We start from the raw sequence: 21,903 nt of genomic DNA, 5'->3' as shown, positions 1-21,903 counted from the left end.
GGGTCCGGCCTTTCAATTTGCCTGCCGGATATTATTGGCTAATTGAAGACCCCGCCGAAGTACAGGGCAGCGAATAATCCCACTAACGTTCCGGCGGCTATAGAGACCCACAGCCACGGCGAGAACTTTTTCTGCCGCTCAGGCATGACCTCATCGGCAAACACCGGCCGTTTTTCCCTGGATTTTCTTCCCTGGTCGAATTCATCCCACTCGGCGAGAAACTCTTCGCAGCTTTTGTACCGTCGGGTGACGCGTATCGCCAGAAACTTATCCAGCATCTCCATCACCGCGTCGGGCAGTTCCAGCTTGACATCGTTGAGAACCAGATGTCCTCCCGTATCATAGCCGGGGTTGCGTCCCGTAACGAGTTGATGCGCTATGACGCCGAGGCTGTATATATCACCCTGGCGGGATTTCTTGCGCTCGGGCGGGTTGTACCAGTTTTTCTTGCGCGGGTTATCATAATGAGCGGGAAGGCCGAAATCGGTAATCTTGACAACCTCGCTGGCGTCAAAGAGGATATTCGACGGACGCAGGTTGCCGTGGACGATATTATTGCGGTGGGCATGATCAAGACCGGCGGCCACCGCGCAAACGATTTCGAACGCCTTCACCCAGTCGTAGCGACGGACCATCCTGTCGGCCAGCGAACCACCCTGCGCGTATTCGGTGATAATCACGGTCTCCTTGTTGTCGCCGCCGGAACCGTAGATATTGACAATATTCTCATGCTTGAGAGTTCTGAGTATCTTGGCTTCCTTGCGCCCCGCTTCGCCCGTGCTGTGCTTTTTAATTACATAGAGGTTCTTATTGACGCGGTTCTCCACGAGGATGGTGCTGCCATACCGGGTCTCTTTGATGGTATCAAGGTAGCGGCACTTGCCCAAAAACGAATCCGCTCCCGTCATGGAGAATTCATCGGTTTTCGAAGAAGTATCCTCATGATTCATCGCGTTGAGGATGGCGTCTTTCAATTCGACCGCGTGCTGGAAGCGGTCTTTCGGTTCCTGCGCCAGGCATTTCTCCACTATTTCGTCGAATTCTTTCTTGATGTTCGAATTCAGCTCGGACGGCAGCTTGAAATGTCCCAGGGGCTTTTTGCCCACGAGTATCTCATATAACATGACTCCGACAGCATAGATGTCGGTAGTCTGATCGACATTGGTGGAGCTGACCTTTTGTTCGGGCGACATGTACGAAAGCGTGCCCATGATAATATCCGAGGCCGTCACCTCACTGTCGGTCGCGGTGATCATCTGGGCGATCCCGAAATCCGTGACCATGGCATTGCCCTGACGGTCGATGAGGATGTTGGTCGGTTTTATATCGCGATGGATGATGCCGTTTTTGTGGGCATAGTCGAGAGCCTTGCACACCTGGACTATCATTTCCAATTTCGTGACAATCGGGATGCGCGGGGTGTCGATAATTTCGCGAAGCGAGGTGCCGTCGACATACTCCATCACGAAGTAATACCTTCCCCCGGCTTTGCCGCGGTCTATCACGTGGACGATGTTGGGGTGATTGAGGCGTGCAATGACAAGGGACTCTCTCTCGAAACGTCTGACAATATCCTGATCGCTGAGCATTTTTGACGACAGGATTTTGATAGCGACGTCGCGATCAAGAGATTCCTGGCGAGCCCGGTAGATTTCGGCGACGCCACCCTGTCCGATTTTACCGGTGAGGATATAGTCGCCAATCTTGACGGACCTTTTTGCCTGAGCTGTCGGTGCCATTTCAGTCATTTTATTCAACAAAGCAGGTATAACCGAATGTCCGGCTATCTTTTATATAATCGGCTCCATGGCCGTTTTTTTTACATCGCCGGCAGAGCTTTTTTGGGCCGCGGACCATAATGACCTGTAACTTAAGTCATTGAAAGACCTTTACAATGTACCGCCCAGGTAATCCCGCCATCCAGGTCCAGCGAACCCGGACACCGCTGCAGGAAGTGGTGGTTAGCACAACGGCCGGCAGCTTTGCAGCGACCGGCCGTAGCAGAAAGTCGTATTGTTGGAAAACGCGACGGGCGATATGGCTACCAGTCGGTTTTGATATTGACAAACAAGGTCTTGTTATCGCGCCAGACGAAAAATATGACTTCCGATGGTCTGGCCTTCTCAATCTCTTCCATGGCGGCCTTCAGTTCGTCAACGTTGGTCACGACCGCGCTGCCGAGCCGCTGGATTATGTCGCCAACCGACAGACCTTCCAGATCGGCGAGTCCGCCCTGTTTCAGCTCCGAGACCACCACCCCTTTAAAAGTATCGGAGTCGAGGTTGTAGAACAAATAATCGCCGAAAACGAGGTCGCGCGCGGTGAACTCCAGGGCTTTGTTCTCATACTCGGGAGCATCGGACGCCCCCATAGGCGCGCTCTGAAGTTTGGCCAGAAGGGTAAGCGAATCGACCTGATTTTCCGCAAGCCTGATGATGGAGAACTCAACGGCGGCATCGGGGCCAAGCTCGGCGATAAAGCGCTGGAAAACGGGCACTTCCTCTTCCTTGTCAACCTCGACCGGCTGACCGTTGACAGCATAGATAACATCCCCCACTTGCAGGCCCGCTTCGGCGGCGGGGGAGTTTTTGACGATATCGTTAACGATGATGCCGCCGGGGGTATCGAGCCCCCAGAAGTTGGCCATATCGGTGGTGAGGGCCTGAAGCGTGATACCGAGCCAGCCGCGGTCGATTCTGCCTTTCTGGGGCGGATCGGCAATCAGCCTGGTTACCCGGTCGGCGGTAACAACTCCCAGAAGCGGCATTCCGAACTGGTCGAAAGATTCAAGCATCCCGCTTGGATCCATACTCGCGCCCGCCGGGTCATCGAGCAACCCCAGAACGCCTACCGGCTGAAGCGACTCGTTGAACAGCACCGACGTAATCTGCATCACGTTGAACCCGACTGTCAGCGGAAAATACTCCGGCGACTGGACCACCGCCGAGATCATGCCGACATCGGCGGCTACCGGAGGATCGACGAACTCCGGCAGGAGCATGTACAGGGCGAGCCAGTTGCCCACCGCGAAGGAACCCGGGTTGTTGAATTTGACAGGCACGAATTTTTTATCGCCGGCGTTGGTAATTCTGAGAAAACCAATTCGGGTAAAGCGATCGACACCAACATACTCGGCATCGTACGTCTGGCCGCCCCAGGTGGTCACCTTGATATTGGTCGGGGTGGTTTTGACCGAGAAGCCGGTGAAGGAGGCGAAGGCGTTGTCGCTGGCAAGGGCCGAACCATCGAACATCACCAGACCATCCTCGGAGACTATCGTCCCCAGGTAGCGGTCTTCCTGTTCGTTGGTGTGGATGCCGAACGACATCTCGAATTTTATGTCGATAAACACGGTGTAGCTTTCGACGGCTTTGCCGAGTTTTTCGAAATCGAAATTCTGTGCTATCGCCGGGCGGGCCGCTGTCAGTATAAGCAGGGCCGGCGCCAGCAGCAGCCATGTGAAACCGGTCTTTTTGATCTTTTCAACGCTATTGTTCATTGCCGAGCACTCCGCTTTTGTAATCAACCTTGATGAGCACGAATCTGGTCGCGCCTCCCCGTTTTACCGTCAGGAGGACTTTGTCGACCTGGAGATTGGTTAGATCGTTATATATGCTGATGAAATCGGCAAGGTTGCTGATTTCGTTCTTGTCGACTTTTTCGATGACATCGCCTCTTCGCAAGCCGGCTTCATCGGCAGTACTGACCGTTTTGACGCCGGTAACCATCACGCCGAGAGTGTCATCGAGCTGGTTATCGATCTGCATCTGTTTGGTGATGGCTTTGACCGTGAATCCCCATCCGGGGCACTCGAAATCCTCGCCCTGAAGATCGCCGAGTTGTTTGGTGGTCACCTTGAAACTATACTCCTGTTCATCGCGGAGAACCTTCAGGGTGATTTCGGTCCCGGGCTCTCTTTGAGCGATAAGGCTGTAAAAGGCGGGGAGTTCCTCGACAAAACGCGCCGAAACCGCCTGGCTATCGACCTGGAGTATAACATCGCCGGCTTTCAAGAAGCTTTTTTCCGCGGGAGAGCCGGGATCGATCGATGAAACCAGAACACCGACATTGCGATTGGTGCCGAAATAGTCTTCAAGCTCCTGCAGCGCCTGGCAATGCAGCCCGATCCAGCTTCGCACCACCCGGCCCTTGGAAAGAATATCGTTGGTTACGCTCTTGACGATATTGATCGGGATGGCGAAGCCGATGTTGTTGGCAAACATGGTGGCGCGCGAGTTGATGCCGATGACTTTACCGTTCAAGTCGACCAGCGGTCCGCCCGAGTTGCCGGGGTTGATAGCGGCATCGGTTTGAATCCACAGGTTGTACTGACCGGTGCGTTCGCCGGTGGGCAGACGAACATCGGCGCTGAAATAGCGATCCTTGGTCGAGATAACGCCGACCGATACGGATCGTGAAAGCGACAATGGCGACCCCATCGCCATGACATACTGGCCGACACTGATAGAGTCCGAGTCGCCGAATTCGGCTACGTTTATGGTGCCGTGGTACTTCTCGAGATTGAGTTTGATGACGGCGATATCGGTCAACGGGTCGCCGCCGATAAACTCGGCCGGAACAATTTCTCTGTCGGAGAGGGTGCACAGGATGCGTTCGGATTTACCGGCGACGTGATAGTTGGTGACAACATAACCATCCGGGTGGAATATCACTCCCGAACCTATGACCGCCTGTTTTTCCAATTCTCCGGTGTTATAGTTTTTGATTACCGGTTGAATATGTACCAGGGCAGGCATGACTTTGTCTTTTGCGAAGAATATTCTGTCCTGGACGCTCTCCAAAGGTCCTGCGAGGGTTGAAGTAGAGACCAACAATAGAAATAAAACAGCTTTTTTCAGCATCTAAGCTCCTGTCAATTATGCTTTTGCAAATCTTAAACAGTAATACCGGTCATTGGTTCAAAAGTAAATAAAAAAACGCTTACCGATGATTATAAGTACAGGTCCTAATCACCGGCAAGCGTTTTAACTCGAAAGAGACGGGTCCGCGCGACAGCAGCGCGGGCCATCAGAGAAATCTATTTCCAGTAAACGTCGATTGACCCGAGCCCCGCCGACAGTTCCAGAATTATCCTCGTGTCGGCGTCCTCGAAATCATCGGATTCGTATACATTATCATCGACTTCGTTCGATCGCGAGTTGTGGAAATCGATAGAGGACAGGAAATGATCGCCATCGGTCTCGATTCGAAACGCTACCCCCTCGGGCATGACTATTTCCACCGAGCCAAGGCCGACTTCAACGCTGACGGTCGACTCACCTTTGTACTGGCCGCGCAGGTCGAGTTCGAACGAGCCCACTCCGCCTTCGAAATTCAGGTACTCAAAGTTGGCGTTGCCAAAATTACGAAGCTCGAGCGAAGTAGCGCCGGCGTCGATATCGATCTCATTGAGTCTCTCCGGATTGGGAGACGAGAAGTCGATCGTCCCGGAAGCCGCGCCGATATCGATAGCAAGTTCTCTTATCGGCAAACCGCCGAGATCGAAGTCGGCGTCGCAGGCGCCGAAATCCATCTCGAGTAAAAGCGGATATTTCGTCGAAAGCGTTATATCCCAGATATTGTCTTCGGTGTCGACGTGGCTGCTGCGGCGATGGTCGCTTTCCATATCGAGGAAGCCCCGTCCGCCTTTTTCGCTGTAATCGACGACATAGTCGACATAGCGCGAATCGTAGGTAATATCCACAATGGCCGCTTCTTTCATGTCCTTCGGACGAATAGTGAATTCACCCGCGCCCAGTTCGCAGTTGATAGAAATCTGATCGGCCTTGTCTACCTGGATTGTTTTGGTTTCGTTGTCCGTTCTGGCGAATGTCGTCGCGCTACCCAGCGCCAGCAACAGGACCAACGCCAATATCAGATACCTTGAAGTTTTCATAACCCACTCCGCTCGTGAATGCTAAAGTTTGTGTACTGTCTCTTAGTTTAAGTTACGAGAGACCCGTGATTAAGTTTCATCGGAGTCATTTGGGAACGATCTGGGTGACGGTTCCGGCGGTGCTTTGGGGATCGGCGGCGGCGCCGGTGTTGGAGCGGGCCCGCCGGGAGTTCTCTGCTTTTGCAGTTTCCAGCTGACGTATTGTTTGAAACCGAACCGGGTCAAAACCGCGGCTCCCACCCCGGTAAACAGAGGATAGGAGCTGACGCATATGGAAACAACCAGCAGGAATATTCCGAAACCTTCCGATACCGGCTGACTGGATCCAAGAAGAATCGCCGTGACTAACCACAACAGCATGAGCGCCACGATACCGAGCGATGACTGAAGCAAAAGACTGCGCCGGCTTTGGAGGAAGCGGATAGTGATCAGCCCGCCGATGAAGTTACCGAAGGATATCACGCCCAGTACGATGGCGAAAAAATAAACAAGCGGGAGAAGCGGTATGAGCACAGCAGCCACAATTGTGAGCGCCATTAACAGGATGATGACCGGCATCATGAGCACGAAAAAGAATCCCAGCAGGTAACATTTGATTTTGTCGCGAATCAAACACTCGTTGAAGTTCTGCATCTGTTTCGGCATCAGGGTGGTCACCAGAAATCCGAAGAACAGAAATACAGCGGTAAAGCTCAGGACAACGATCATGCCATCATATGAATACCTGTCGATAATGCCTTCGAGTCCCTGCAGGGGCGTTTCGCTCATAATCTGCTCGCCCAGAACAATGCCGCCTTCCTTGACCACAATCTCGGGAGCCTGGATATCGCCATCCACGCGGCCGGTTTCGGTGACCAGCACCCGCTTGTCAATTGACCTGACATTACCCTTCACCCAACCTTTGATCGTAACGCGGCCATAGGCGACAATGTCGCCATCGACGTACTCATCTAATCCGATAAGGGCTGATTTAACGAAAGGCTTAATGACACGTTCTTCAGTGCATCGCTCTTCGACGGGGGGAATATCCACGCCGAATCCGGGTTTTTCATATCCCCCGTCCTCAATCGGTCCCTCGTCCGGGTCGCCGACGATGAATGTCTCGAATGTGAAATCGTAGTACCAGAATCGTCCCGCGGTGTCAAGCGCGGTGACACCATCGGTACCAAGACTGATTTTTTCGAAAACGGTATCGGCCGGAGCATAATCGCCATATGCCGGCTCATCTTGGGCCGCGATATCGCCTGCCAGACAGACCAGAAAGGCGGCGGAAAGGATAAGATATTTTTTGAGCAATTCTACCATGCCCACGCTTACATCCCATGTAAACAGTTTCAGGCGATAAAACTAATATAACACTACGTCGACATCGCCGGTAACCGACGACAGCGACACTGTCGGGCCACCCGAGCCGAATTCTCCAACCAGTCGTTTGCGCGAAACCGATTTTACCGTTATCGGAACCTCGGTTCTGATCTCGCCGGACTCGGTCGCGATATCCAGCATTCCCGAAGACGACGTCGGCACCGAGAACACGATTGAGCCGCTGGTTGTCTCGACATAGAAATCGTTGGGGCTGTCGAGCTCCGTCTGAATGTTGACCTTGCCTGCCGATGTCGTCAGGTCAATGGCGCCCCTAACCTGGATAATCGATATCATGCTGGATGTCGACTTTATCTTTATATCGCCCTCAACCCAGTTGAGTTCGATATCGCCTGTTTCTTGAATCAGCGTCACCGGGCCGAAAAGATATTCGCCGCGGCTCGAACCGGAGCGGTTCTCCACCAGAATTTGTCCCTCCAGCGAAGACAAATTAACCTGACCATCAAGGCACATGATCGACACCGAGGTGCGCGTCGGCACGGTAATCGTGAAATCCACCGAACCATAGGAATCCGAACCACCGGCTCCGAAGATCTTACTCCAAAAAGAACCGCTTCGATTGACCATCTTGAGATAGTTGGTTTCGACGTTAATCGCGGAACCTTCCTGTCTGACCTTGATCTCCACATGGCCGGCCACTTCCTCCGCCTCTTCCCTGCTGGAACCCGCGATTGTTTTAATGGCCTCGATCACGACTTTATTCTGATCGCCGCCCTTGACGGTTACATTGCCCTTAACGACATAGAGGCTCACTTCAGCCGGCGCGGTAATATCCAGAATCTTTTGGTAGTCAAAAGTATATTCGTCGGCCACGGCCGACGCTGCTATCAAGAGAGTCATGATGGCAAACAGAAAAATTCCGGGTTTTGTGTCGGACATAGACAAAATTCCCCGCTGGTCGAAAGTTACATGACCGATTTCAGACGTTTTTTCAGCAGTTCACGGGCCCGGAAAATACGGGCCTTAACCGTGCCCACCGGTATATTGAGTAAATCGGCTATTTCTTCGTATGATTTATCGTCCTTGTGGCGATATACAATGACCTCACGGTACTTGTCGGGAAGCGAGTCTATGGCCTCTTCGATGCTGAATCGCTGCTGTTTGCGCTCGAGTTCCCGCTCGGGGTTGAATGAATAATCGGGGACCTCGATTCCCACCGTACCATCTTTGGTCTCAATCTCCTGATCGAGCGACAACGCATTGATCCGCTTTTTGCGCAGGTAGTCAATAGAACAGTTGGCGGCGATTTTGTATAGCCAGGTGGAAAACCTGTATTCCGACCGGTAGCTGGCCAGTGACGAAAAGGCCTTCATAAACGTCTCCTGAACAAGGTCATGAGCCGTATCGCTGTTGCCGACTATCTTCAGGATTATGTGGAATATGGCCTGCCGATGTCGGTCCGTTAGGCTCTCGTAAGCTTTCTGACTTCCCTTCAGAGCCTCTGCTATAATTTGTGCCTCGTTGTCCAGCAACACTGTCCTTTTCTAATATTACTACGATAATCCATTCTACCGGTTTCAGTTGGACCGTATATAATAAGAAACCGAACCAACATCAACAACAACAAAACAGACAACAAAAACCGCCAGGGAGAGCTTGAATTTCAGCCTCTACCCCGCACCGCCCGGATATGCGGTGTTTCATAACCGAGGATTCCAAGGTCACAACCGGCGAATCAGCTTTTCGAAGTGACTTCCCGGAAATGTTCCGGGTCCGTATCCCCTTCGGTATTAAACAGTAGAACTGTGGAATTCGGGCCGAGGTCTACGGCCCTTTTCGCTTGAGCCAGCGGCTGAGAGCTTTGAAGGGCTATCAGACCGGCAAGCCCCGCCGCACCCGATTCACCGGAGATTATCCGAGGATCCTCGTTATCGGGATAGAAAAAACTCCGCATCGCCCGTTTGGCATAATTATCGGGAATGGAAATAAACAGGCTGAACCTGTCGCGAATCAGGGGCCAGGCTATCAGAGACGGCGTCGCGCAATTCAGGCCGGCCATGATCGTCTGTTGGCTTCCCTTGCTGGAGGTAACATCGCCACTGCAAACCGACTCCAAAAGGCAGTCCGCTTCGGTCGGCTCGACTGAAATCAAAGCAGGTGGTTTTTCCGAATGGTAACGGTGATAATACCATGCCGCGGCAGCGGCGAAGCTGCCTACTCCGGACTGAATGATGATGTGTGTCGGGGGATCGACTCTCAAATCCGAAAGCTGGTTGTCTATCTCCCGAAACATGGTCGTGTACCCGGCCATTATAAAAGCGGGAATAAGAGTATATCCGGGATATGAGGTATCCGATATGATTGTCCAGCCGTTGCGCTCGGCATCTTCGGCCACCCGTTCCACAGCAGCATCATAGTCACCATCGACCTCTACCACGACGGCACCCTCATTGCGGATATTGTCCATCCTTGCCCTGACCGTTCCGGCGGGAACATAGATATATGCTTTCTGTCCCAGCAGCCGGGCGAACCAGGCCACTGCTCGTCCATGGTTTCCATCTGTTGCCGTGCAGAACGGCATCAGGTGCAGCGGCTCGAGAAGATCGGGCTTACATAGATTGGTCAGTTCGAACTGAACGCCGAATTGTTTTTCCCACACCTGTTTGATGTAGCGGTAAATCGCATACGACGCTCCCATCGCTTTGAATGCCTTCAACTCGAAGCGCCGTGATTCGTCTTTGACAAGCAACCGCCGGACTCCGAGGTGTCGCGCCAGCGACGAAAGCGATACCAGCGGGGTCGGCTCGTATCCGCTAATGGAACGGTGAAACGCTTCTATATCATCATTTTCAAACGCTGAGTATTCAGGTTGAGTCCAGAAAGGAGCCGGAGTTTTCAGGGGGTTTATGATGGAGCGGCACATACTGAATTCTAACTCAACGGCCGGTGAATCTCAAACTCTTTTTCGGGGTTCGCGTCCGACTCGCAAAAAAAACCCGCATCGGCGGGGTTCGGATAATCGGGTTGGCAGTTTCGATTACTCGATATGGAGCATGGTGACATTGGTTATCCGCGCGACAATCTCACTCCGCGGATCATAACCCTCGGCCGCGATCATCTTCGTGTTTTCGCGTATCAAAACCAGCTCGTAATCTCCCGGGTTGAGCCCGGAGAGTTCCTCGGCAGAAAAAGTATAATTGCCGTTGTTGTTGATACCCTCCACAATCACCAGTGAGTCGGATTCGCCACCGACAATCACCAGCCGAACATACCCGCTGCCGGGATTTGTCCAGGAAATTTCGAAGCCATCGATGGACACCGTATCTTCGTTGGTCGGATCGATCACGTACTGTTCTTTCATCGGAAACGCTATTGAGTCACTCAGCGCCGGCACGCTTTCACTGCCGAAAACCAGAAGAGGATACTTTTCTCCCAACTCGAGGAAATCCATGTCTCCCGGACTTCCGTAGGCGTAATACCCCGCCTCGTTCCAGCTCAGGCAATATTCCCCGCATAATACGGAATCCGCTCGAAGCGGAATTATTGGGCTGTCAGGGGCGTAGGCGCTGTCGAACCTGGCCATGATAACATCATTTCGCTCCGGCTCGATTTCCCCCTCTTCGAGATATATTGACCGTCCGAGCAGTATTTCGGCAAAAACACCTTCAGCCGGTGGCGGCTCGAATGTACTGGTGTCCGCGGCGACCACGAAATCCGACAGGTGAGTAATTGCCGCCGCCACTTGATTATAAGTGGTGCTTATGGATGTCGGCAGGATTGACCATGAAGTTCCGTCGTGGGTGAAAAGCCTGACCGAATCCTCTTCAATGTCGCCAGCGAAATAGGAGTCACCGTAAGACATGGTCAACACGGCTGGTGAGTTGAAGATAGTCCCTGATGGTTCAATTGAGTAGCAAGTCGAAACAAAGAGAATGTCATCGGCTATCAAGGGCGGTGACGCGCAGGGGGTGATGGTGAATCGGATAGTATCGGAAAGGGCTTCGGGAGGTATTGTCAGCGAAACCAATCCGGCAAGCTGAATTGTGCCGCCCTCCGGGCCAATCACACCTTCGGTGTCCTCATCTATGATGATGATCGGGTTTTCCTCATTACCGGAACAGCCGCAGATGACCGCGATAACCAGAAGTCCGGTCAGGCACAGATACCAGTATTTTGAGGACATACCCCCATTCCTTTCAAGCTCAACTTAGCAGTAATTACTTCTCGGGCAGTAACTTTTGATATCTATTTAAAATAACAAAAAACCGAAAATTGTCAATGGTTAGTCGCTCCACCTGCCGTTCAAACCGAGATGCCTTGCCGAATGGACGGGTGGGGCGGGGTTCAACCCGCCCCGTCATATCGAAAGTGACTGCCACCCCAATCCCCATTGCCGTTCAGCTACTTGAGCACCTTCTCGAGAATGCTCCTGGTGGTGTTGCCACCGGTGGACTGGACATAAGTCAGAACGACCGGAACGAATTTCGTTACCATTCCGGTGTCCATTCCAAGTTCGGTAAACCCATTTCCGATCTCGGTAATAAGGTTAGCCGCCGTACCGGTAGTGGAAGTGGCGGTACGAAGTGCTTTTTCGGTGCCCGTGATTTCAGGTGCTATTTTTATCATATTGTTCAGGCCGGGGATGGTGTTGGCGACCTGATTGAAATCACCATGATTCAATCTTTGTTTGGCCACCCTCATGATCAGCCCGGTTCCGCCCCTCGCCTGCTCCTCAGTGATTCCCAGTGTTTCCACCAGTTGGTTTACAAGGTCCATTGAAGCCTCCTTTTGTTACATCCTTGTGTTACGAATCGCGCCTGCTCGGCGTATTTGACCCGTGCATCAGCGCAATGATGACGCATTCTCAGTGCCTTATGACTCTTGGAAGGTTCTGGGCGCTTTCAATCCATGTCGCCACAGTCGCCTGTGACGGCATCTGCCTGACGAGATGCTTTTCGTCGTTAACCCTTGTGAGAATTTCGTGCAGACTCTGAGGGTTGCGCTGTGCTATCTCCGGCACAGTATCAACCCCGGCCTCCTCCAGCAAATCGGAATATTCTTGTCCGATCCCCCTTATTCGAAAGAGGTCTGAGAGGTTAACCCACCTCAGAATGGTCTTCTCGTCGATTCCTGTCAGGTGAGCGATTTCCTGCCTGCCTCTCGGAGTAGCGCCCCGCTCGAGCAGGGCCTGAGTCGTGGTGATCCCCGTCTTCTTGAGCTTCTCGGCATTGGTCACTCCAATACCCTCGATCCTGGCAAGGCTTGGCATGACAAATCTCCTTTGAGTTTTCCTTTGAACAAGCCCGTAATTTGTGCCACTGAACTGCCCGGCATCAGCGAACTGTCTTGGCACAAAAGCGTGAAATAAATACGTTGTTATTCTCAAAATCATTGACGCGCGATTCCGCCGACTTAAAGGCTTTGCTGACATAAACTTAAGTGACCGTCACGAATCTAATCGGCGCGACGGTTCGTTGTAAGAAAATTGCTCCTTATCAAATTAAATACGTGACAACGGTTTTTCAGCTATCGACGTCTACTGGTTGTCGGGCGGATTTTTAACGGGCTTGTCTCGAACCCGTCTCGGCCGCCGGCAGATATGACGAAAGGCATGCAACACGCTAACCGATAGGGCTATCTTAAGCCCGAAGCCGAGGGATATATCATGATTAAAGAGATGTGCCGGGCTACTTACCACGCGCAGCAGATTGCCGGGTCTCTAATAATCTATGCCAACGGTGTTCACCACCAGACGGGCTACGAAGTCTCATTTGAGCGAGTCGGAGTTACTATTCTCCCACCCCACTTCTCGTTTATGCACCAGGCCTCGAACAGCACGGTGTTGAACAAAATCACACCTTTTACCCACCATGTCACAGTTCCGATGGACAAGAAGGTGGATAAAGTGGTGATTTACGATGCCGGCGGAAGGCACGAAGTCCAGGTGCAGCAGATCACCGCTGAGCAGCAGCGAACCGCTTCCGACAGTTGAACGGGATAGTCACCCGACAGCATACTTGATGCTGTTTTTCCTCATATGCCAATCGGCATTTCATAACGGCTGACGCTTTGGCGGCGTCGGTCCAACTTTTCAGAATTCTTCATTACTTTCTTTGATTTCCACTGACATCACCTGACAGTGGTGAATGCTATCTTGTGCCAACGACTCAATCGCTTTAGGAGGGGAAACAAAAAAGGGAGGGAACGCATGGGTGGAGGCGCTTCCGGTAGAGGGGGATCGCTTTGCTACTGGAGTCAAGCTGCCTCCATCCTTCATGCTATCTACAGGTGATATCTGATAACGCGGCGAATCAAATCAGCTACTTCCGCAACAAATGGCGCATCCCGACGCGCGCGGAGACCCCTTCGACCCTGCTTTCCGGGGCTTACAGGCGGCAAGCGGCTTCTATTTGAATTTATGTAATTTCTTGTGGTTGGGGATAAAGCGAGCACAGTGGGGCCGGTGAGGGTACAGCCCCACTGCGTCGTAGGAAGCAGTCGCTATTTCTTGCCACCGCTCCCCGGAGCTATGTAGATTTCGAGTACCGAAGCGGTACCTTCAGCGTTCAGTTCGGGCTGATAGAGTACAACTTCGGGGTCATTGGCGCCAAACAGATCGAGCGGATTGATGCTCGTCATCTGGGTGTTACGCGCATAGGTGTGCGCAACGCCATCATAATCGGTATAAGTGGCCTGATCATCCAGGCTGAACGTCAAGCGATACCAGCCGGTCTTGACCGTAGCTTCTACCTCTCTGACATCCCAGTTGAAGCCATAGATGCACTTGCCGCCCATGTTGACTTCGGCCGAATAGGCATCGGTCGGACCGTCGACAAAATAAGCATCGTAGCAAGGGCTGTCGTAGACAACCAGAGTCGGGTTGCCGCCCTGAGCATCGAGCTTCTCGATTTTCAGTCTGGCGACGTTGGAATACACGGTAGCCGAGTAGCCTTCGTAGGTGGCTGCATCGGTTACAAAGACCTCTTCGAGTTTCTCTCCGCCGAGGGAGAACATGTTGTAGCCGGTGAGAGGGTTGGTCAATTCGGCAAACAGCACGACTTCGACGCGGACTTTGGACTTATCTTTCCAGGTCTGGCGGGTCATATTGTCGGCCCAGTCGATCTCGCAACCGACCATGCCCAGGGTGGTACCATCGGCAAACTCGGCCTGCCACTCGTTCACGGACGGATTCTGGTAAACCGGCACTCCATCGATATAATCATAAGGCTCGATGAAGGATTCGACGCCGGCGGTGCCACGAAGGCCGGTGAAGTGAGCGACATCTTCGCCTGTCAATCCATGCCCCTCAGCAAAGACTACAGGGTAGGACAGGCAGTTAACGTAAGCACTTGGTGCCGCCGAAGACAGTGGTGTGGAATTCGTGAGGTCAGCGGTTTCACTGACGCTGCTGTTAGTTGGTCCCTCCGAGCATCCTGCCAGCAACGCAACTGCCAGCAGAGTGATCGACACACGGATGCAATTGTTTAACACAGAAACGCCTCCAAGGTGTGAGGTTTAAAGGTAAGTAGTAAAAAAATGAAGGTAAGTCTTGCGCTGACACAGTCCCTTAACCCCTTTTTGCCCCATGTCTAAATGTTCTTACTTTAATTATCCTGCGTGCGACATATAATAATACGTTTTCACTAAATAACAAGACTTTTTTGTCCTATTTGGAAAATTTTTCTATGTTTCTGAGGGTGTTTGAAAGGGCTCTGTTACGGCGGGAATTTGAACGTTGAGTTAACTCTTTAACGGGCAACACGTTTTATTTTCAAGGGGGCTCTTCCGGATCTTATGGCCGGTAACCCTGGATATCCCAAACTCACGGCACAATGGGGCCATCTTCTCGCCCGACAATAACCGGCCTATGAATTTCATCCGTTCGTCCATTACGCTGGTCTCCTTCCATGGCATACAATACCTCCTTCAAGGTAAATATATGCCAATGTGTAAACCATCTGCCCGGAATGAACTGTAAAGGATGTGCTCGGAATATACCATTAAAGCGGGCCATCGTGGACTATTTTCGAACAGCGGCATAGTCTTAACAGGCATAGGTCGGAGCGATTTTCCGAGGAAAAGGACTTCACCTCGCAATAGAGTCCAACTTTGGGGGGATCGCAAACTCTCAGCGGTTTAGATTTGGAAGCTTGTTCACTTCCACAGCTACCATCGCCCCCCGCTCAGATCGTCCCTACAAGCTCAAATAGAGGGAGATACATAGCGACCAAAATGAATGCGATGAAAACTCCGAGAATTAGGATGATGAACGGTTCTATAAGAGTTGTCAGTGTATTGATCTCCGTTTCGGTCTCCTTCTCGTAGTAGTCGGCAGCTCGACCCAACATTTCTCCGAGCCGGCCGGTCTTTTCACCGGAAGCGGATAAGCGAAGCATGGCTCTTGGAAAAATCGATGTCGATGAAACAGCGTCTGTGAATGACACCCCGTGTAACAGGTCTAGTTCAGCTCCACGAAGGAGCGAATCGACATACAAGTTTCCTGTCGTCTTTGATGAAATCTGGAGGGCACGCACTATATCGACACCCGATACGAGTAAAGACCCCATGGTGCGACAAAAGCGAGCAGAAATCATCTTGATCGTCAAGTTCCGTATCAGAGGCAATCTGACCAAGACCCTGTGAAAAAAGAACTTAGCCCTGTCGACCGTACTGAGATACCCCAAACCCGCCAGCAAAACGACCGCAACCGCAACCCAGTAGTAGATGGTTGACCTGAACATTGTGCTGAAACCCACGACACGTTGAGTCAGCTTGGGGAGGTCGGCGCCAAAATTCTCATACATCGACGAAAACACCGGCACTATATACAAGACCAGAGCCATGACCACCAGAAATGCCACCAGAATAACAAGAAGTGGATAAGCTATTGCCGACTTAATCTTCCTGGTCGTGTTGTCCCAACTCTCTCGGTACGAAGCCACCCGGTCAAAAGCTGTATCCAATTCACCAGATAGTTCCCCAGCATCCACCATCGATACATATAACCGGTCAAAAATAGTCGGATATTCAGATAGAGACGCAGCAACCGACCTCCCGGCCTCAACCTGCTTCCGTACGCTGTCAAATATCTCAACGAGAATGCGGTCCGCTATCTGCTCTCTCACAAGCTCCAGCGTTTCAAGAATCGATATTTCGCTTTTGAGCAAAACGCTTATTTGTCGCGTAATTTTCGTGATTTCGCCTCGGCGCAAAAACTTCACGCGGAGCATTGCCCAGCGGCTGTGCACCGAGCGGTAGCTATCCAGCGAAATCCCCTTGTTCACCAGCTTCGACTCAAGTTCGACCTCGTTACCGGCTCTGACCTGTCCGGTGGCTTCCGTGCCATCTATGAGCCGACCGATATAACGATATGTTGGCATAAGGCTTTACTTTTGCGGTGATTTTTGTATAATATAACCAAGGAGGACCACCTTGTAAACCATATCTAATGACAAACCTACCTGAAAGTATATTCGAGCAGAAGTTTTGCGAAAGATTCACCATCTTGCCCCAACGTACCGCCGATGGCATCAAAGTCCTAATCTCCAGCGAAACCGATTTGTCTGTGCTGGACTATGTCTGCCGCAGACTAACTGACCAACCTGCGATTGAAAGGCTGTCCGCAGAGCAGCTCCAAACTGCGATTCTCCAACAGTTCAAGTCGGACGTTAGAGACGAGGACTCTGGATATGAACGAGAATCTGCCTTGAAAGCCGGCCCCAACAACAACAAAGTCGTCGAACGAATCAACAATATCCTCAACGAGTGCATCGCCGAAAGAGCATCGGATATCCACTTTGAACCTCAAGAGCGGTATATGACTTGTCGAGCCAGGGTCGACGGCCTACTCGTTAACAAACAGACAATTGTACGGGAAGAAGTAGCCGAGACGGTTTCGAGAATAAAGATTATGGCCGGTTTGGACATAGCGGAAAAACGCCGTCCCCAGGATGGACGTATCAGATTTCCTTACGACAACAGGGTGATAGACATACGCGTGTCGATTATCCCAACCGATTTCGGAGAGAAGACGGTACTTCGAATACTGGACAAGAAATCTCTCAAATTAAGTCTTGAATCACTCGGTTTTTCGGACTTACAATTGACGATTTTCAAAAACGGCATTCAGTCCCCGAACGGAATCATTCTGGTTACAGGACCAACCGGCTCCGGCAAGACAACAACGCTGTATGCCGCCATCACACACTTAAAATCGCCGGATGTCAATATCTCGACCGTCGAAGATCCCATTGAGTACAATCTGGAAGGGATCAATCAAACTCAGATCAAACCAGAGATTAATCTGACTTTTTCAAGCATGCTCAGAGCGCTGTTGAGGCAGGACCCCGACATCCTGATGGTGGGTGAAATTCGAGACCGGGAGACTCTTGATATAGCCATACGCGCATCACTTACCGGTCACCTGGTGCTCTCCACTATCCATACCAACAGCGCCATAGCGACTCTCGGCCGGCTTGTCGACATGGGTGGAGAAAGGACACTGCTCGCCAGTACCATAAGGACAATAGTCGCGCAGCGGCTTGTTCGGCAGAATTGCCCCCGATGTTCTGAGAGTGGCCTCGACGAATCCAATACCGCCGCCGCCAGGAAACTGAATATAGTCCTCGGCAAGGACGTAAAAAGAGGTAAGGGTTGTCAATACTGTAACAACACAGGCTTCAGGGGGAGAACGGCTATCTACGAGGTACTCCACATAGATGAACCAGTCAAGAACGCCATTACATCTGGCTTGTCGGAAATGCAGACTCTCCGCGTGGCAGTGGACAATGGATTCGAAACAATGCAGCATGTCGCACAGAATATTATAAACGCCGGAGTCACCACTCCAGCGGAAGTACTAAGAGAAATAAACATTTAAGATAACGGTGGCTTTAGTGAATAGGTGTCTGAAGTATCTAATAATCTTGTGCTTTCTGATGATTAGCACACGCGTTCTCGCCCAAAATAATGTTAATGACTCCGCGCAATTTCTACCATCATTACCTCAAAATCAATCGCCGCCGGAGGCAGTCGTTGATTCAATTGACTCGACCAGTACCGCCACTGTTCCGGAACCAACCATTGTTGACACTGTCGTGGTCATACCGCATCTTGAGTTCTCGAGCGTCTCCCTGACCGACGCCATCACGGCGCTATCGAGAGCATATAACCTATCGATATACATTGACTCGTCAGTCACCGGACTGATTAACCTCAGACTCGATAACGTAACCCTCAACGATGCTCTGCAATTTATAATCAGACAATACGATCTGGCGTGGGAGAAAACGGGAGAGATCATTAAAGTCTACAAGCCCATACCACCGCCGCCTGAGGAAACGCCGCTCAATATAGGCTATGAAAACGGGCTGCTGTCTCTAAACGTCAAGGGGGTCGATCTTAACCGTTTCGTAAGCGACCTTGTTGATTTGACCGGAAAGAATATCGTTATCGAAGGCAACACTCGCGGCTTCATTAGTGGTAAGCTGACCGATCTTGAACTGGAAAAGGCCCTGAGAGTCATCTTCTCGACTAACAACTTCGTTTACCGAGTGGTCGACGATGTTGCTTATGTCGGCCAGGGCGAAGGGGCACCTCACGGAGCGGCAATCGCGAGGAACCTCAGCGTAAAGTGCCAGGATGGACTGGTCAGCCTGGAGGTCGCTAACCAATCGCTTTCTGACGTTATTTCGCTGTTGGCAGGAGAATGCGGAATCAGTATCTTTATCCAGACAAAACTTGAAGGTGACATTAGAGCCAGCTTCCGGGACAAGACCATAGACGAGGCCCTTACATTTCTTCTTCTGAATTCTCAATACACCTTCAAGGAGTCGAGCGGCATCTACTTCATCGGCGCGAGGACTTCGGAAGATCTCTACGACACAAAACTGGTTAAACTCAACCACCTGATTGCCGCAACCGTAGAATCAGTCATACCGGTGTCATTCTCCAAGCAGCTCACGATCAAGTCCGTCAAGGAGCACAACGGCCTCGTCCTCACGGGACCAAGAACATCCATCGCTAAACTCGAATCATTCATCAGCGAGATCGATGTTCCCATGGCGCAGGTGCTCTTTGAAGTACTCGTTGTTGACTACACGACTACCGATAGGGCAGAATTCAGGATAACCGCCAACAATTTCGGCGGCGATTCCGGTCTACCGGGTCAAGTTTATTATCCTGAAATCGATGTAAGTGATATCGGAGAAAATTTGAACAAGGGCCTGCGCTCGCTGGAAAGCCATCTGGGAGTATCAAATTTGGGCACACTGGATACGGACTTCTTTATCAGGCTCCGGATGATGCAACAGAAGGGAACGGCCAATGTACAATCACACCCGAAAATCGCCGCTCTCAACGGGCATCCAGCGTCCATTAAAATTGGTACGTCACAATACTACCTTTTGACCAGCGAGACCTCATACCCGACCAGCCAGACAAACCCTTACACCCAGACTTCACAGAGATTCGAGGTGATCGAGGCTGACATGAGTCTGGAAGTCGTTCCGTTCGTTAACGGCAACCGCGAGTTGATCGTAGAAGTGAAACCGGAATTCAACACTCCGGCAGAAAGCTTCGACCCCGACATACCACCGACAATTAACAGACGTGTGCTCAATTCTACGGTCCGGCTCAAGGATGGCGAGACCATCGTCCTTGGCGGGCTGGTCCAAAACACAAAAAGCAAGACAATAGACAAATTCCCGATACTCGGCTCGCTACCCCTGATCGGACGACTCTTCCAGAACCGCACGACCACTGACACCAAGTCGGAACTCATGATCTATATCACGCCCCACATTTACTATGGCTCGGAAGGTTCGGTGAATATAGACAGTCTCGTACCGAGAAAGTAAGTATGTTATCTTTGTCCAAAATGAGCTGCTTCGTAAGAGACATCCTCTACCCGCTCTCCATTGAATATGCAATTCTCATCTTGAACGAGTCGATTCACCTGGTCAGAATTGGACATCGATCAAAGATTGACATGCTATACCGAAAAGACGACTCCAGCACTGTCAGCATACAGAGCTTCCTTAGGCACATCTGTGAAAAAGGCCTTTACTACGGTCAACCGCTATCAATATTGATAGACGACAGGAATTCCTGGTCCTACATTGCGAAAGTCGGTAAGGGCGGCATGACTGTGGCTCTGGAACGACTCCGTTCACTGGCCGATGCCCACCTTGAATGTCGCCACCGGGTCATTCGTGACAAGGGTGATACAATCTTTTTCGCCCAGAGCGTGGAAAAGACATACCTCGAGGAACTGCTCTGTGCATGCGCCGCGGAGAACATAAACGTTACTGGGATCAGCACTCTCCCCGTGGCGCTGTTCAGTGTCCCGGCAATCTTGCGTCGTCAGGAAACAATCCAAACCTTCGAACTGCCGGATGGAACAGTGTCCTACATAATTGATAAAATTGACAAAGGTGTGGTCCTGGGAAATTCCGAGTCGTCGGACTTGCCATCCACCATTTCCAGCCTGAGAAATACATTCTTCGAACAGCCCGGCCAAATACCAATAGAAACACACGTTCTGAATCTGTCTCAAAACCGAGCTCTTGATCAGAAGGCCTTCGGACCGATTCTGAAAAATGCGTTGGCTGGCATTCCCAGGCTCAGGCAACTGGCATTCAAAGGTAAGGACTCTCTATTTGCGCTGGCCCTCAAAGTTGCCATCAACAGCGCAAAACTCCTTACATCGATTCTGACCGTACTGTTTTTGGCCCTGGCTCTTGTAGCCGCGACAACGGGTTTCATGACATCGGGCAACGATGATACAATCGATATTTACCAGCAACACTACTCGCATAAACTGGAGTTGGAGTCGACCCTCGATTCTCTGAAACACGAATCGGCCGAATTGGTGGCTCGCGGTTCCGGAAGTTTCAACAACGCGACCGTGATTTCCGCATTCTGTCAGCGGCGAATTTCCTCCGCTTACCTGAACAGGATTCTCATCCGCAACATGGCACCCGACAGCAGCCTGGTGGAAATTGCCGGGGCCGCTAATACTGAGAACGCCGTTTTCAGATATCACGATCTGCTGAGCGAGGCTGTTAAACCATATGTATTGTCTGTAAACGCGATTAAGCCCGAAATAACGAACTCAAGAGGCGCGGCCGACACAACCATAACCTTCAAGTTTACAATGAAGATCGATGCGGATCACCATTAGCAAATCACACGTCTACATCCTGATAGCAGCGTACGCTATCATGTCTATACTACTGCTGATCGGAATAGACTTCCTGTCACGTAGAGTGATTGATGACGTTCGGACCGTAAAGCTGAAGAGTTACTCCGAGGCTGGCCTTGATCGTATCATTAGCGAGCTGGAAAGCCTCAGCTCTGACGTCGATCTGGTACGTGCGGAGGTTGCCTCGTCCCGGAATAGATTTTATCCCAACCTGCGTGAATTTGAAGAGCTATGCCGAAAGCACAACCTCAAACTGGAACGCGCGGAAAAAGTAAACCTCTCCGATCAGAGTTCGGTTTCTCTCAGTAAGTATAATACAACCGTTCAGGGTACTGTCGGCGCAGCCGTTCGCTTTCTGCGTCAACTCGAAGCCGAATACATCTTCTCCAGCGAACACGTATTGTTATATCCCGTCGATAATGAAGGCGAGGTTATCGCCGTGAGCCTGTCCCTGTTGATACAGGATGATGAGGGCTAGGAT

General features: G+C 51.4%; 18 protein-coding genes and 1 pseudogene. 5 read left to right on the top strand and 14 right to left on the bottom strand.

The features are described from left to right. Positions 1-38: 38 nt before the first annotated feature. The 11 genes from AB1483_12520 to AB1483_12470 all read right to left on the bottom strand — a co-directional run bounded on the left by AB1483_12520 (position 39) and on the right by AB1483_12470 (position 12,488). Positions 39-1,748, bottom strand: coding sequence for a protein kinase (locus tag AB1483_12520; protein MEW6413274.1), 1,710 nt, complete (start codon positions 1,746-1,748; stop codon positions 39-41). 293 nt (positions 1,749-2,041) lie between these two features. Next, entirely contained in the window at positions 2,042-3,499 is a 1,458-nt protein-coding gene (locus AB1483_12515; GenBank protein ID MEW6413273.1) for a PDZ domain-containing protein, read from the bottom strand. Next, the gene (locus AB1483_12510) at positions 3,489-4,862 is read right to left on the bottom strand and encodes a trypsin-like peptidase domain-containing protein (GenBank protein ID MEW6413272.1); all 1,374 of its coding nucleotides are present in this window, start codon (positions 4,860-4,862) and stop codon (positions 3,489-3,491) included. Before AB1483_12510 ends, AB1483_12515 begins: the two co-directional genes overlap by 11 nt. Positions 4,863-5,038: 176 nt before the next feature. Continuing rightward, the gene (locus AB1483_12505) at positions 5,039-5,896 is read right to left on the bottom strand and encodes a LiaF domain-containing protein (GenBank protein ID MEW6413271.1); all 858 of its coding nucleotides are present in this window, start codon (positions 5,894-5,896) and stop codon (positions 5,039-5,041) included. Between the two features lie 69 nt (positions 5,897-5,965). Next, positions 5,966-7,201 (bottom strand): polymer-forming cytoskeletal protein, encoded by a 1,236-nt coding sequence (locus AB1483_12500; protein ID MEW6413270.1) that lies wholly within the window; start codon positions 7,199-7,201, stop codon positions 5,966-5,968. 42 nt (positions 7,202-7,243) lie between these two features. Next, positions 7,244-8,158, bottom strand: coding sequence for a DUF4097 family beta strand repeat-containing protein (locus AB1483_12495; GenBank protein MEW6413269.1), 915 nt, complete (start codon positions 8,156-8,158; stop codon positions 7,244-7,246). Positions 8,159-8,184: 26 nt separating this feature from the next. Continuing rightward, the gene (locus AB1483_12490; GenBank protein MEW6413268.1) at positions 8,185-8,754 is read right to left on the bottom strand and encodes a sigma-70 family RNA polymerase sigma factor; all 570 of its coding nucleotides are present in this window, start codon (positions 8,752-8,754) and stop codon (positions 8,185-8,187) included. Between the two features lie 200 nt (positions 8,755-8,954). Further along, positions 8,955-10,142, bottom strand: coding sequence for a diaminopropionate ammonia-lyase (locus AB1483_12485; GenBank protein ID MEW6413267.1), 1,188 nt, complete (start codon positions 10,140-10,142; stop codon positions 8,955-8,957). A 114-nt stretch (positions 10,143-10,256) separates the two neighbouring features. Continuing rightward, on the bottom strand, positions 10,257-11,402 hold the full coding sequence (locus AB1483_12480) for a hypothetical protein (protein MEW6413266.1): 1,146 nt from the start codon (positions 11,400-11,402) through the stop codon (positions 10,257-10,259). A gap of 218 nt (positions 11,403-11,620) precedes the next feature. After that, positions 11,621-11,995, bottom strand: a complete 375-nt coding sequence (locus AB1483_12475; protein MEW6413265.1) for a DUF2780 domain-containing protein — start codon at positions 11,993-11,995, stop codon at positions 11,621-11,623. An 88-nt stretch (positions 11,996-12,083) separates the two neighbouring features. Beyond that, positions 12,084-12,488, bottom strand: coding sequence for a DUF4332 domain-containing protein (locus AB1483_12470; GenBank protein ID MEW6413264.1), 405 nt, complete (start codon positions 12,486-12,488; stop codon positions 12,084-12,086). A 396-nt stretch (positions 12,489-12,884) separates the two neighbouring features. Here AB1483_12470 and AB1483_12465 point away from each other — a divergent pair, with 396 nt between their 5' ends. Further along, positions 12,885-13,211: a hypothetical protein gene (locus tag AB1483_12465; GenBank protein MEW6413263.1), complete on the top strand. Its 327-nt coding sequence runs from the start codon at positions 12,885-12,887 to the stop codon at positions 13,209-13,211. Between the two features lie 509 nt (positions 13,212-13,720). Here AB1483_12465 and AB1483_12460 read toward each other — a convergent pair. The 3 genes and pseudogenes from AB1483_12460 to AB1483_12450 form a co-directional block, all read right to left on the bottom strand. Beyond that, a complete protein-coding gene (locus AB1483_12460) occupies positions 13,721-14,710 on the bottom strand; it encodes a hypothetical protein (protein ID MEW6413262.1) in 990 nt (329 codons plus the stop codon). A 297-nt stretch (positions 14,711-15,007) separates the two neighbouring features. Continuing rightward, positions 15,008-15,133, bottom strand: a pseudogene (locus AB1483_12455) (integrase). Between the two features lie 269 nt (positions 15,134-15,402). Further along, positions 15,403-16,599, bottom strand: a complete 1,197-nt coding sequence (locus AB1483_12450) for a type II secretion system F family protein (GenBank protein ID MEW6413261.1) — start codon at positions 16,597-16,599, stop codon at positions 15,403-15,405. A gap of 125 nt (positions 16,600-16,724) precedes the next feature. Here AB1483_12450 and AB1483_12445 point away from each other — a divergent pair, with 125 nt between their 5' ends. The 4 genes from AB1483_12445 to AB1483_12430 are packed head-to-tail and all read left to right on the top strand — an operon-like array spanning position 16,725 to position 21,900. Further along, positions 16,725-18,098 (top strand): GspE/PulE family protein, encoded by a 1,374-nt coding sequence (locus AB1483_12445; protein ID MEW6413260.1) that lies wholly within the window; start codon positions 16,725-16,727, stop codon positions 18,096-18,098. 58 nt (positions 18,099-18,156) lie between these two features. Then, complete coding sequence (locus AB1483_12440) at positions 18,157-20,076, top strand: hypothetical protein (protein ID MEW6413259.1); 1,920 nt, start codon at positions 18,157-18,159, stop codon at positions 20,074-20,076. Positions 20,077-20,096: 20 nt separating this feature from the next. Further along, positions 20,097-21,401, top strand: coding sequence for a hypothetical protein (locus AB1483_12435; protein MEW6413258.1), 1,305 nt, complete (start codon positions 20,097-20,099; stop codon positions 21,399-21,401). Beyond that, a complete protein-coding gene (locus AB1483_12430) occupies positions 21,385-21,900 on the top strand; it encodes a hypothetical protein (GenBank protein ID MEW6413257.1) in 516 nt (171 codons plus the stop codon). Before AB1483_12435 ends, AB1483_12430 begins: the two co-directional genes overlap by 17 nt. Positions 21,901-21,903: the final 3 nt, after the last annotated feature.

This window comes from Candidatus Zixiibacteriota bacterium, assembly GCA_040756055.1.
Classification (GTDB): Bacteria; Zixibacteria; MSB-5A5; order GN15; family FEB-12.
The sequence above is the reverse complement of the archived record's forward strand: the minus strand, read 5'-3'. Positions and strand labels throughout refer to the sequence as shown.

Bases quoted from the DNA above. Each gene is read 5' to 3' on its own strand.
- AB1483_12485 (MEW6413267.1), bottom strand. From the start codon at position 10,142: ATGTGCCGCTCCATCATAAACCCCCTGAAAACTCCGGCTCCTTTCTGG.
- AB1483_12470 (MEW6413264.1), bottom strand. From the start codon at position 12,488: ATGCCAAGCCTTGCCAGGATCGAGGGTATTGGAGTGACCAATGCCGAG.
- AB1483_12440 (MEW6413259.1), top strand. From the start codon at position 18,157: ATGATTAGCACACGCGTTCTCGCCCAAAATAATGTTAATGACTCCGCG.
- AB1483_12495 (MEW6413269.1), bottom strand. From the start codon at position 8,158: ATGTCCGACACAAAACCCGGAATTTTTCTGTTTGCCATCATGACTCTC.
- AB1483_12515 (MEW6413273.1), bottom strand. From the start codon at position 3,499: ATGAACAATAGCGTTGAAAAGATCAAAAAGACCGGTTTCACATGGCTG.
- AB1483_12520 (MEW6413274.1), bottom strand. From the start codon at position 1,748: ATGACTGAAATGGCACCGACAGCTCAGGCAAAAAGGTCCGTCAAGATT.
- AB1483_12510 (MEW6413272.1), bottom strand. From the start codon at position 4,862: ATGCTGAAAAAAGCTGTTTTATTTCTATTGTTGGTCTCTACTTCAACC.
- AB1483_12480 (MEW6413266.1), bottom strand. From the start codon at position 11,402: ATGTCCTCAAAATACTGGTATCTGTGCCTGACCGGACTTCTGGTTATC.
- AB1483_12435 (MEW6413258.1), top strand. From the start codon at position 20,097: ATGAGCTGCTTCGTAAGAGACATCCTCTACCCGCTCTCCATTGAATAT.
- AB1483_12450 (MEW6413261.1), bottom strand. From the start codon at position 16,599: ATGCCAACATATCGTTATATCGGTCGGCTCATAGATGGCACGGAAGCC.
- AB1483_12430 (MEW6413257.1), top strand. From the start codon at position 21,385: ATGCGGATCACCATTAGCAAATCACACGTCTACATCCTGATAGCAGCG.
- AB1483_12475 (MEW6413265.1), bottom strand. From the start codon at position 11,995: ATGGACCTTGTAAACCAACTGGTGGAAACACTGGGAATCACTGAGGAG.
- AB1483_12500 (MEW6413270.1), bottom strand. From the start codon at position 7,201: ATGGTAGAATTGCTCAAAAAATATCTTATCCTTTCCGCCGCCTTTCTG.
- AB1483_12505 (MEW6413271.1), bottom strand. From the start codon at position 5,896: ATGAAAACTTCAAGGTATCTGATATTGGCGTTGGTCCTGTTGCTGGCG.
- AB1483_12465 (MEW6413263.1), top strand. From the start codon at position 12,885: ATGATTAAAGAGATGTGCCGGGCTACTTACCACGCGCAGCAGATTGCC.